The 11,669-nt window shown below is 39.3% G+C and carries 10 protein-coding genes; 9 read left to right on the top strand and 1 reads right to left on the bottom strand.

Annotated elements, in window-relative coordinates:
- Window positions 1–561: 561 nt before the first annotated feature.
- On the bottom strand, window positions 562–1,350 hold the full coding sequence (locus QHG54_RS04410; RefSeq protein ID WP_317992799.1) for a molybdopterin-synthase adenylyltransferase MoeB: 789 nt from the start codon (window positions 1,348–1,350) through the stop codon (window positions 562–564).
- Window positions 1,351–1,439: 89 nt separating this feature from the next.
- Between QHG54_RS04410 and gshB the strand changes: the two genes are divergently transcribed.
- The 9 genes from gshB to mutM all read left to right on the top strand — a co-directional run bounded on the left by gshB (window position 1,440) and on the right by mutM (window position 11,662).
- Complete coding sequence (gshB, locus tag QHG54_RS04405; RefSeq protein ID WP_317992800.1) at window positions 1,440–2,378, top strand: glutathione synthase; 939 nt, start codon at window positions 1,440–1,442, stop codon at window positions 2,376–2,378.
- Between the two features lie 150 nt (window positions 2,379–2,528).
- Entirely contained in the window at window positions 2,529–3,575 is a 1,047-nt protein-coding gene (locus QHG54_RS04400; protein ID WP_317992801.1) for a substrate-binding domain-containing protein, read from the top strand.
- 61 nt (window positions 3,576–3,636) lie between these two features.
- The gene (pstC, locus tag QHG54_RS04395; protein ID WP_406604518.1) at window positions 3,637–5,097 is read left to right on the top strand and encodes a phosphate ABC transporter permease subunit PstC; all 1,461 of its coding nucleotides are present in this window, start codon (window positions 3,637–3,639) and stop codon (window positions 5,095–5,097) included.
- Complete coding sequence (gene pstA, locus QHG54_RS04390) at window positions 5,094–6,386, top strand: phosphate ABC transporter permease PstA (RefSeq protein WP_406604517.1); 1,293 nt, start codon at window positions 5,094–5,096, stop codon at window positions 6,384–6,386. Before pstC ends, pstA begins: the two co-directional genes overlap by 4 nt.
- Before the next feature lie 73 nt (window positions 6,387–6,459).
- Entirely contained in the window at window positions 6,460–7,218 is a 759-nt protein-coding gene (gene pstB, locus QHG54_RS04385; protein ID WP_317992804.1) for a phosphate ABC transporter ATP-binding protein PstB, read from the top strand.
- 21 nt (window positions 7,219–7,239) lie between these two features.
- A complete protein-coding gene (gene phoU / locus QHG54_RS04380) occupies window positions 7,240–7,962 on the top strand; it encodes a phosphate signaling complex protein PhoU (RefSeq protein WP_317992805.1) in 723 nt (240 codons plus the stop codon).
- A 636-nt stretch (window positions 7,963–8,598) separates the two neighbouring features.
- On the top strand, window positions 8,599–9,450 hold the full coding sequence (locus QHG54_RS04375) for a cell wall hydrolase (protein WP_317992806.1): 852 nt from the start codon (window positions 8,599–8,601) through the stop codon (window positions 9,448–9,450).
- Window positions 9,451–9,480: 30 nt separating this feature from the next.
- The gene (locus QHG54_RS04370; RefSeq protein WP_317992807.1) at window positions 9,481–10,728 is read left to right on the top strand and encodes an aminopeptidase; all 1,248 of its coding nucleotides are present in this window, start codon (window positions 9,481–9,483) and stop codon (window positions 10,726–10,728) included.
- Window positions 10,729–10,786: 58 nt separating this feature from the next.
- A complete protein-coding gene (mutM, locus tag QHG54_RS04365; RefSeq protein ID WP_406604516.1) occupies window positions 10,787–11,662 on the top strand; it encodes a bifunctional DNA-formamidopyrimidine glycosylase/DNA-(apurinic or apyrimidinic site) lyase in 876 nt (291 codons plus the stop codon).
- Window positions 11,663–11,669: the final 7 nt, after the last annotated feature.

The following is an 11,669-nucleotide window of genomic DNA, read 5'->3' as shown; positions in this document are numbered from 1 at the left end:
TCGTAAATTACTGAATGAGGTGCATTGAAATCATAAAGAATTCTGTAGTGCTAAATCTGGTTTATTTCATCAAACACACTTTCTGAGATTTCTCTCAAAAACGGTAACTTTGCTTTTATTCTAGCGTATAGAGAAAAGAACTTTATATTCACAAACGCTACCCCTCATTATTAGGGGTTCTGAGGATATAGAAAAAAGGGATCATTGATATTATATTGAAGCTTTGCATGAGGTTGGTCTTGTACCTTTTCTCCGCTATGTTATCCACATGCGTTTTTTCTTGAGCAGAGACAGTGGGTTGCCCTTCCACGCGCAATCATTTGTCCCCTGCACTTTATCTATCATGCTTGATGAGCCAATCTCTTCTCTTGATGTAAGTGTGCAGGCATAAATCATTAACCTTTTACTTTCTCTGCAGCCAAAATATCATTTGGGTTATTTGTTTATGAATCATAATTTGAATGTTGTCAAAGAACTTGCACATGAAGTGATTGTCATGGGCTATAAAAAATAACAGAATACGATTCTGCTTATCGTATTTTTTCTCGTCCTCAAAAATTCTTACATGCAGAGGTTGATGGCTGCTGCATTTACATTGGAATCTGACCGTTTATAGGTAATGATATTAAATTGTGCTAATAATCCATTATAGAGAAGAACTTTTCCCACTAACGGTTCACCAATATTTGTGATAAGTTTAATGGCTTCCATCGCTTGCAGTGTCCCAATGACTCCGGGTAAAGCACCTATGATTCCGGTTTCAGCACATGTTGGGATAGTCTTAGGCGCTGGTGGGTTGGGAAATAAATCGCGATAGTGTGGATTATTATCTTTATAAGGCATGAGCACTGTTAGAGAGCCGTTGAAACGTTCTACAGCACCGCTTATTAAAGGTTTTGCACAGTGGGCAGCGTGATCAGCAAGCAGGTAGCGTGTGGTAAAATTATCACTGCCATCAACAATGATATCGTAGGCATTTAATAATTTATCCACATTACTTTTATTCAAGCGTAGATTATGTTTTTCAACCGTAATATGGGGATTTATTTCTTTTATAGAGGCGTTGGCACTCTCAGTTTTTTTTTGGTTAATTGTATTTGTTTTATGAATAACTTGGCGTTGTAAATTGGAAAGTGAAACGATGTCATTATCAACAATTCCAAGGGTTCCAACGCCTGCCGCTGCTAAATAGGTGAGGACAGGAGCACCAAGACCACCCGCGCCAACAACAAGGACACGTGCATCTTTGAGTTTTTGTTGACCCGCACCACCAATTTCAGGCAAAAGGATATGGCGTGCATAGCGTTCAATTTCTTGGTTGCTTAATTTTTTATTAGCTTCTTGTATCATAGGCTTTCTCTTGTCATAGTTCTTTTATTGTTTACTAAAAATTTATGGCACATAGAATAAATCACTGTGAGTCATAGGAGGTTTTATTCATGAAAATTGCCATTCAAATGGATCATATTTCAACGCTTCGGATTCAAGGAGATACAACATTTGCGCTCGCATTAGCAGCGCAAGAACGCGGACACTCTCTTTTTCATTATACACCAGATTGCTTATCGATGCGCGATGGTTGTGTGATTGCACGGTTAGAACCGTTGACTGTACGTGATGAAGTGGGAAACCATTATCAATTAGGAGAGTCGGCACGTACACAGTTAATGGATATGGATGTAGTTCTTTTACGCCAAGATCCGCCCTTTGATCTCAATTATATCACCACAACACATTTGTTAGAACGCCTTCACCCTAAGACACTCGTTGTGAATGATCCAGCATGGGTGCGCAATAGCCCAGAAAAAATTTTTGTTACAGAATTTTCTGATTTGATGCCAGAAACATTAATTACAAAAGATATTGAAGAAATAACGGATTTTAGAGCTACATTTGGCGATATCATTATTAAACCACTCTATGGCAATGGAGGAGCAGGTGTTTTTCATTTAAAACAAGATGATCGCAACTTATCATCACTCTTAGAAATGTTTGCAAAAAGTTATTGCGAACCTTTTATTGTGCAGCGTTATTTGGAGGCAGTGCGAAAAGGAGATAAACGCATTATTTTGCTTGATGGTACGCCTGTTGGAGCAATTAATCGTGTTCCGGTAGAAATGGATGCACGCTCTAATATGCATGTTGGAGGGCGGGCAGAAAATGTTGATTTAACAGAACGTGATCATGAAATTTGTAACCGTATTGCTCCAGCTTTGCGCGAGCGTGGTCTTTTTCTTGTAGGGATCGATGTAATTGGAGATTATATAACAGAGATCAATGTTACGTCTCCCACTGGAATTCGTGAAATTAAATATTTTGGTGGTCCGGATATTGCGCATCTTTTTTGGGATGTGGTTGAGTTTAAACGTTCACATTAAATTTTTCTGAACAAAAAGTGAAAGATGATTTCATAAGAAAAATTATAAATATCACTTTTTATATTTGTCATAATGCAAATGTGAATTAAAATCCTGATGATCGTATGATCGGAACAAGGGAACTTGGTTTACATTCTAGGGAGTTTATGGATGAGCAGATTGTTGTCAGCTGGAGTGGGACTAATTTTCGCGATTTTGTTGTCAGTGAGTGTTGGCAATGCACGCGATCAAATTCAGATTACTGGTTCATCTACTGTTTTACCTTATCAAAAAATTGTTGCTGAGACATTTGGAGAAATTTACCCTCATTTTAAGGTTCCCGTTATCGAATCGGGTGGTTCGGGTGCTGGTATTAAAGAATTTTGTCGTGGTATTGGAGAAAATACAGTTGATATCGTTAATGCTTCACGGGCAATGAAGCCTGGTGAATTGCAGTCTTGTTTTGATGCTGGTGTAAAAGATGTTGAAGAAATACGCATTGGATATGATGGCATTGTTTTTGCAACAAATATAAATGGTCCGGATTGGAAATTGCAGCAAGTGGATGTTTATAGGGCACTCGCTGCACAGATTGTTGTGGATGGGAAATTGCAACCAAACAAAGTTTCGAAATGGAGCGCAGTCAATAGCACTCTTCCTGACTGGACAATAGCAGCTTATATTCCTGGAGAAAAACATGGAACGCGTGAAGTTTTTGAAGAAAAATTACTAGCTGTGGGCTGTGAAACCAGTGGAGCAGTTGATGCAATGAAATCTATGGGGATGGATGATAAGGCGATTTATGCTGCTTGTGTTGCTGTGCGTAAGGATGGAAAAGCCATTGATATTGATGGTGATTATTCTGAAACCTTTGCTCGTCTGACTTCTAATAAAACAGGAATTGGTGTTTTTGGTTTGTCTTTTTATGAAAATAATGCTGATAGGTTAAAGGTTGCAGATATTAATGGTTTTGCGCCAACCGTTGAAACAATCTCTCATGGCAAATATCCGGTTTCTCGTCCACTTTTCTTTTATGTAAAAAAAGCGCATTTAGGTATCGTTCCAGGTTTGCGAGAATATGTTGAATTTTTTCTTTCAGATCAAATGATTGGTCCAAATAGCCCATTGGCTGAATATGGTTTAGTTGTTGCCTCTGAAAAAGAGCGGCAAGCGCAGCGTTCTGCTTTTTCTGCTGGTAGAGTAATGGTTTTGAAATAATTTTCTAAATTTGCGGTGTAAGAGTTTTTGAGGCTGCTTCTTGTAAAAATTGAAAGATAATATGCGCATTTCCTTCATTATTTTTCTCCTGTTGATTCTTAGTTTTATTGGTTTTTATATTTCTTATCTGCGAGCTCGCTCTCTTGAGCACGCACAATATAGGATGCACTCTCGTGCGTATTATTACGGCTGGTGGACATTTTTGATAACTGTTATTCCAGCTGTTGTTTTTTTAATTTTTTGGCATGGTGGGAGCGCAATTTATTTGGAGTATAGTGCTTCGCGAAAGGTTGCGGCATATATTGCGCGTGTAACAGAGGTTGTTAATCGTGACCTTATTTGGGGGACTATTCGCAGTCTGGTAAAAGTCATTCATCTTTTTGAAGGAGATCTTGCCATCGCTTCATATGAAGAGGTGCGGGCACAATTATTTACGAAGGGATTTATTTTGCCCTATGAAGTACCAGATGATGTTTTAAAGATAGCAAAGTCATGGGTTTCTTCTTCTGAAAAGCTGCGGTTTATTGGTCATGGTTTACTTTTTATCATTGCGTTGTGTGGCTTTATCTGTGGGATTATGCAAGTTGCTCCGCGCCAGCGTGCGCGCAATAAAGTTGAGTGTTTAATTGTTATTGGGTTGGTTTGCGCGTCTGTAGTTGCAGTCTTGACAACAGCTGCCATTGCATTTTCTCTGTTCTTTCAGACAATGAGTTTTTTTCAGTCTGTCTCCTTTTCCAATTTCTTTTTTGGAACGATTTGGGATCCGCGTTTTTCAGCCAGTGGTTCAGGCAATGAAGTGGGACAATTTGGTCTCATACCACTCCTTGCTGGCACACTTTATATTGCGCTTGTGGCAATGCTTTTTGCTGTTCCTATAGGATTATTTTCTGCCATTTATATGGCTGAATATGCTTCTCCTCGATTACGGTCAATTGTAAAGCCATTGTTGGAAGTGCTTGCTGGCATTCCAACTATTGTTTACGGTTTTTTTGCTTTGAAGGTCGTAGGACCATTTCTACAGGATCTCTCTGTTTCTCTTTCTGGTGGTGTTGGTTTTATTATGGCCCAAAGTGTTTTAACAGCTGGATCTGTGATGGGAATTATGTTGATTCCTTTTGTTTCTTCCTTGTCGGATGATGTTATTACAGCTGTTCCACGTTTTTTGCGCGAAGGGTCTTATGGTTTAGGAGCAACGCAATCTGAAACCATTAAAAAAGTCGTTATACCGGCAGCGCTTCCAGGGATTATGGGAGCGATTTTGTTGACAGCATCCCGTGCAATTGGGGAAACAATGATTGTAGTTTTGGCGGCAGGAGTTGCAGCAAACTTAACGCTTAATCCATTTGAAGCGATGACCACAATGACGGTTAAAATTGTTAATCAATTAACGGGTGATTTTGAGTTTAATTCTCCCCAAACTCTTGTCGCTTTTGCTTTGGGGATGACGCTCTTTATTGTGACTCTTTTGATGAATATCCTTGCTCTTTACATCGTGCGTAGATACCGGGAACAATATGAATGAATGAGGTTTTTCTTTCGCATCGTCGCAATATTGGCCTGAAACATCGATATTGGGCTGAACGTCGTTTTCGTGCGTATGGTCTGATTGCCATTTTTATTGGTTTGTTTTTTTTAGCTGCTCTTTTATGGTCTGTTATCAGTCAGGGTTATACAGCTTTTTTTCAAAGTGAAATGGCATTATCGGTTTATTTAGATGAAAAAATCATCGATCCAAGTGGCCAACGTGAGACAAATCCACAGCTATTAATAACTGCCAATTATCCGATTCTCGTACGTAATGCTTTAGCAAAAAAGCTTGATCTAGATCAAAATGATCGAGCATCACTGCGGGATGTTAACCGCATGTTTTCAAACAGCGTACGCGTTCAATTCCGTGAGATGGTGACAAAGAATCCAAAGCTCATTGGAACAACACAAAAAATAAAAGTCTTGGCGTCGGCAGATATTGATTCCGCCTATAAAGGGCAAATTGATTTGCATGTAGCAGAAAAAAACCGAAAAGTTTCTAATCGTCAGATAGAATGGATGAGACGCCTGGCTCATGATGGTACGCTTTATAAAAGACTCAATTTTGGTTTTTTTACATTTGGTGCTTCAAGTCGCCCTGAGATTGCAGGATTAGGTGTTGCAATAATTGGCTCTTTTTACATGATAGCCATAGTTTTAATGATTTCTCTACCAATAGGGATAGCAGCAGCTGTTTATTTGGAAGAATATGCACGCAAAAATAAATTTACAGATTTTATTGAGGTTAATATCAATAACCTTGCAGCTGTTCCTTCGATTGTTTTTGGTCTTTTAGGGCTTTCTGTCTTTGTTAATTTTTTTGGATTACCACGTTCAGCATCTTTTGTTGGTGGGCTTGTCTTGGCTCTTATGACGCTTCCAACGATCATTATTGCGACACGTTCTGCTTTGCGGGCTGTGCCTCTCTCTATTCGTGCGGCAGCTTTAGGGTTAGGAGCATCGAAAACACAAATGGTTTTTCATCATGTTATTCCTTTAGCCGCTCCTGGTATTTTGACTGGTACGATTATTGGTATTGCTCAGGCTCTAGGTGAAACAGCACCTTTGCTTTTGATTGGAATGGTTGCTTTTGTTGCAAATATTCCTGCTACACCGATGGATCCGGCCACAGCTTTGCCGGTTCAAATTTTTATGTGGGCGGGTGAAGCAGAACGCGCTTTTGTTGAAAAAACATCGGGTGCTATTATCGTATTAATGATTTTTCTCGCTGTTATGAACATTTCTGCTGTTTTTTTACGTCGACGATTTGAACGGCGCCAGTAACTTAGATAAAAGTAACTTGGATAAACCAGTTACTTCGATAAAGTTTGTGTTCTAAAATAAGGTGAATTCTGTAATGAAGATTAAAATGCGTGGACAGGATGTAAAAGTTTTTTATGGAGGTAAAGAAGCACTGCATGGTATTACTCTTGATATTCCTGAACATCAGGTCACTGCCTTAATTGGTCCTTCAGGGTGCGGAAAATCGACCTTTTTGCGTTGTTTTAATCGTATGAATGATACAATTGAAGGCGCCAAAATAACAGGCCTTATTACCCTAGATGGGGAAAATGTTTATGATCAGAGGATTGATGTTGTAGAATTACGTGCGCGTGTAGGGATGGTTTTTCAAAAGCCTAGTCCTTTTCCAAAATCTATTTTTGAGAATGTTGCTTATGGTCCACGCATTCACGGTTTAGTAAAATCGCGCGCCGAACTGCATGATGTGGTTGAAAAGAGTTTAAGGCAGGCGGGTTTATTTGAAGAAGTAAAAGATCGTCTTCATGAGGCAGGGACGAGTTTGTCAGGAGGACAGCAACAACGTTTATGTATTGCTCGTGCTATTGCCGTTAGTCCTGAAGTTATTTTGATGGATGAACCCTGTTCCGCTCTTGACCCCATTGCAACGGCACGTATTGAAGAGCTTATTGATGCGTTACGAAAAGATTACACAATTGTCATTGTAACACATTCAATGCAGCAGGCAGCGCGTGTGTCTCAATATACAGCCATGTTTCATCTGGGGCATTTGGTAGAAGTCGGTGCAACTGAAACGATATTCACCTCACCGAAAGAAAAGCGTACGCAAGATTATATTACGGGGCGTTTTGGATAGGCGAATTGAGGAGTATAGGATATGTCTATGAACCATACTGTCCGTTCTTATGATAGAGAACTAAACTATTTGGAAACAAAAGTCATAGAAATGGGGTGGCATGCAGAAAGAATGATTGAGCGTTCTATAGCATCGATAGTGTGTGATGATCTGCAGCTTGCTACTACAGTTATTGCCGATGATTTATTTTTAGATGAAACAGAACGCGACATCAATGAAAAAGCGATTACCATTATTTGCAAACGCCAACCGATGGCTGTTGATCTGCGTGAAATTGTTGGTGCTATTCGTATTTCTTCTGATCTTGAACGGATTGGCGATATGGCCAAAAACATTGCTAAACGAACGGTAGCACTTTCAGAAACGCGTCAACCCAAAGCCTTTTACTGTGGGCTTGAAACGATTACAGCTTTAGCACTCAATCAGTTAAAAGAGGTATTGAATGCTTACACGAGCCGCTTATTGGATCCTATTGATGCAGTACGTGAAAGAGATGGTAAAATTGATGCTCTGTATACATCTCTTTTTCGTGAACTTTTAACTTATATGATGGAAGATATGCGCAATATTACGGTTTGCACACATTTACTTTTCTGTATAAAAAATATTGAACGCATTGGTGATCATGTCACCAATATTGCTGAGACACTGCACTATATCATAACAGGTTACCATATGTCTTTTGATCGTCCTCGCGATGATCTTACATATAAGGTTGGGATCGATGAGAAGAAAATAGATTAAAATTTTTTCCCTCAGACGCGTAAAATGCTTTTGTTATTGAAGAGAGGAAACATTGGGTATTTTTTTCGGTATAATCGGGAGAAGAATGTGATGTGCACATTATGAGTAATGGTAAAAAAGCGGAAAGGTTTTTAAAAGCTGATATTATGGATTTTTATTGCTTGGTTTAACTATGTTCTCATATTTTGAGATATGTCATCATTTACTCTTTAGTCAGAGGGAAAGCTTCTTTCTGATCATTTTGTTAAAATTCGTAGCAAAGGCGATATTTGTATTAGAAGCTTCAATATGAATGCAAATAGTTTTAGTTCTCCATTCTTTTTTGTATGTATAATTGTTGGATAGTTTTTTTGAGGTGTAGTATTTTTTACAAGCGAAGCGTGAGAGTTGATATTGTATTGGCTACATCTGGTCGTTAATAAGGGAAATATTGATTTAATTTATACAGTTTATGAAATGATCTGTGCTTTAAATTAAGAGTTTTTTCATTTTTTATTTTGCATAAATGCCTTTTAATTACTGCTTGTATTAAAATTTTACTAAGTGGTAACAATTAATCGTATACTTTCTGTGAAGATACCTTTAAAACTTATTCAAATTTTGAATACTCAAAGATATGGAAATGTGTTGCATAAGATGAAAAAAAATCGTTGGACTGTTTTTGTTACCTGTTGTGTAGCACCGTTGGTTATTGTGGGGTGTGCTTCAAATCATTTTGATGTTAGAAAAGTGAATGATGAGAAGAAGACAAAAACAGTGATGTATCCATTAACAGAGCGCCAATGTCTTATGCGTGCAATGTATTTTGAATCGAATCGCACAAGTCGTGAAGGAATGATTGCAGTTGGAACGGTTGTTATGAATCGTGTTAATTCAACTGCCTATCCAAAGACGATTTGTGGTGTTGTTGGTCAGTACAAACAGTTTGCTCCCGGTGTTTTAACGCGTCCTATGACGGAGCCGGCATCTGTTGCTCGTGTTAGAGAGGCAGCTGATGCTGTTTTACGCGGTGAACGGGATAAGAAAGTTAAAAATGCCATGTTTTTTCATACTGCTGGTTTATCTTTCCCTTATAAAAACATGCACTATGTTCGTGTTGCAGGAGGCAATGCCTTTTATGAAAAACGTGCGCGTGATGGATCACTTCAGGTTCCTGCCAATAATCGCCCTTATGATGTTGCTTACGCTTTTGCCCAAGAACGTTCTGGCAATGCACCGAGTTTCATGGATGCAGGCTTAGCAAGTAAGGAAATAAAAGCAGAGAAAAAGCAAAATACATCTGCTTCAATAGAGGTAGCGCAAGCAAACAAAGCACCTACCACGCCTTTTGTTATGGCACAGCTTGATAAGGTTCCGATTCCTACATATGCTCCTAATCGTACAGATAAAAAAGAGGAGACTAAACACGTTGTGGCATATGCTATGCCCTCATCAGATCAGTTAAATGCAATTGTTACAGTGTTAGAAGAACGGTACAGAAGCCGGTAATTTTTTCATCATCAAGGAAGGGTATTGGTAATGTACTTTGATATTCATGAAACAATTTCACCTGAAAAACTTAATCGTCTTGCAGAACTTACGGTAAAAGTTGGGTTGAATTTACAAGAAGGGCAGGATCTTGTTTTGACTGCTCCAGTTTCAGCATTGCCTTTTGTTCGGCGTATTGCCTATCATGCCTATAAGGTTGGTGCCGGTGTGATTACACCACTTTTTAGTGATGATGTGTTGTCACTTACGCGCTTTGAAAATGCGCATACTGCTAGTTTTGATTGTGCACCTTCTTGGCTCTATGAGGGAATGGCGAAAGCTTTTGGAAATGGGGCTGCGCGTTTAGCTATTGTTGGTGATAATCCTTTTCTTCTTTCCAATCAAGATTCGAATAAGGTAGTGCGACTGAATAAGGCTACTTCGATGGCTTACCAGCCTGCTCTTAAAAAAATATCGAATTTTGCTATGAACTGGTCAATAGTTGCTTATCCAACGGCAGGATGGGCTACGGCGATGTTCCCTTCTTTGCCGCTTAATGAGGCGATTAAGAAATTAGCTGATGCAATTTTTTCTGCTTCACGTGTTACAGAAGAGAATCCAGTACATGCGTGGAGTGTACATAATGCGACTTTGAAGCAACGGTCATCTTGGCTTAATGAGCAGCGTTTTTCTGCTTTGCATTTTACAGGACCAGGTACCGATTTAACAGTTGGTTTGGCAGATGATCATGAATGGCATGGTGGTGCATCAGCTGCTCAAAATGGTGTTGTTTGCAATCCTAATATTCCGACAGAAGAAGTCTTCACTACTCCTCATGCTTATAAGGTTGAAGGTTTTGTTCGTTCGACGAAGCCACTTTCTTATCAAGGAGCATTGATTGATAATATTGAGATGCGTTTTGAAAAAGGGCGTATTGTTGATGCACGTGCTTCAACGGGGCAGGAAGTTTTGCAACAGGTTTTGCAAAGTGATGAGGGGGCTAGTCGATTAGGAGAAGTTGCTCTCGTTCCGCATTCGTCACCGATTTCTAAGAGTGATCTCCTTTTTTATAATACATTATTTGATGAAAATGCTGCGTGTCATATTGCTTTAGGGCAGTGTTATTCGAAGTGCTTTTTGGATGGAGCATCATTGACAGCAGAAGAGATTGCAGCGCGTGGCGGTAATAAAAGTGTGATTCATATTGACTGGATGATTGGATCAGGTGAAATCGATATAGACGGTATTACGCAGGATGGTGCGAGAGTTCCTGTATTTCGTAAGGGTGAATGGGCTTAATATTCTTGTTTTTTAATGGTACTTTGTTGGAAAGCGCATAATTTATTTAAGAAGAGCGATGCCAGAACTTCCTGAGGTAGAAACGGTTCGTCGTGGACTTAAGCCGGTTGTGACGGGTGCAAAGATTATTTCTGTCACGCTTAATCGTAGAGATTTGCGATTTCCTTTCCCAGAGGCGCTTTCGGAGCGACTTATGGGCAGAAAGATCATGGATCTTGATCGGCGCGCGAAATATTTGTTATTTCATCTTTCACAGAATGAAACGATTTTAAGCCATTTAGGAATGTCAGGATCATGGCGCATAGAGGATGAAGTTTTAAGAGGAGCCGATTCCTATACGAGTAAATTGGTTGCGCATGATCACCTTGTAATAAATATTCAAGCGACGAGCGGTAAAATTTACCGTCTCATTTATAATGATTCTCGTCGTTTTGGGTTTATACTTTTAGCAGATACAAGAAGGCTTTGTGAGCATCCGCTTTTAAAGAAGCTAGGGATCGAGCCTATGAATAATGCGTTTTCTGGTTGTTATTTACAAAAGGCTTTTGTCAATAAGAAATCATCGCTTAAAGCAGCTTTGCTTGATCAGTCAATTATTGCGGGTCTTGGAAATATTTATGTTTGCGAAGCGCTTTGGCGCAGCCGGCTGTCACCACAGCGTGGTGCATTTACATTGGCACTGAAAACTGTCCGTGCACGTGAATTTGCTGATTCCTTAGCACAAAATATACGCAATGTGATTACTGAAGCAATTTTATCTGGTGGGTCTTCTTTACGTGATTATATGCAGGTAGATGGCTCACTTGGTTATTTTCAACACGCCTTTTCAGTTTATGGACGAGAAGGCAAGGAATGTTTGCAATGTGGAACACCTATTGTTCGTATTTTACAGTCTGGGCGTTCAAGTTTTTACTGTTCAAAGTGTCAAAAATGAATAAGGT

It is taken from the genome of Bartonella gliris, assembly GCF_045277155.1.
Classification (GTDB): Bacteria; Pseudomonadota; Alphaproteobacteria; order Rhizobiales; family Rhizobiaceae; genus Bartonella; species Bartonella gliris.
The sequence above is the reverse complement of the archived record's forward strand: the minus strand, read 5'-3'. Positions and strand labels throughout refer to the sequence as shown.

Bases quoted from the DNA above. Each gene is read 5' to 3' on its own strand.
- pstB (WP_317992804.1), top strand. From the start codon at position 6,460: ATGAAGATTAAAATGCGTGGACAGGATGTAAAAGTTTTTTATGGAGGT.
- QHG54_RS04410 (WP_317992799.1), bottom strand. From the start codon at position 1,350: ATGATACAAGAAGCTAATAAAAAATTAAGCAACCAAGAAATTGAACGC.
- QHG54_RS04400 (WP_317992801.1), top strand. From the start codon at position 2,529: ATGAGCAGATTGTTGTCAGCTGGAGTGGGACTAATTTTCGCGATTTTG.
- QHG54_RS04370 (WP_317992807.1), top strand. From the start codon at position 9,481: ATGTACTTTGATATTCATGAAACAATTTCACCTGAAAAACTTAATCGT.
- mutM (WP_406604516.1), top strand. From the start codon at position 10,787: ATGCCAGAACTTCCTGAGGTAGAAACGGTTCGTCGTGGACTTAAGCCG.
- pstC (WP_406604518.1), top strand. From the start codon at position 3,637: ATGCGCATTTCCTTCATTATTTTTCTCCTGTTGATTCTTAGTTTTATT.
- QHG54_RS04375 (WP_317992806.1), top strand. From the start codon at position 8,599: ATGAAAAAAAATCGTTGGACTGTTTTTGTTACCTGTTGTGTAGCACCG.
- gshB (WP_317992800.1), top strand. From the start codon at position 1,440: ATGAAAATTGCCATTCAAATGGATCATATTTCAACGCTTCGGATTCAA.
- phoU (WP_317992805.1), top strand. From the start codon at position 7,240: ATGTCTATGAACCATACTGTCCGTTCTTATGATAGAGAACTAAACTAT.
- pstA (WP_406604517.1), top strand. From the start codon at position 5,094: ATGAATGAGGTTTTTCTTTCGCATCGTCGCAATATTGGCCTGAAACAT.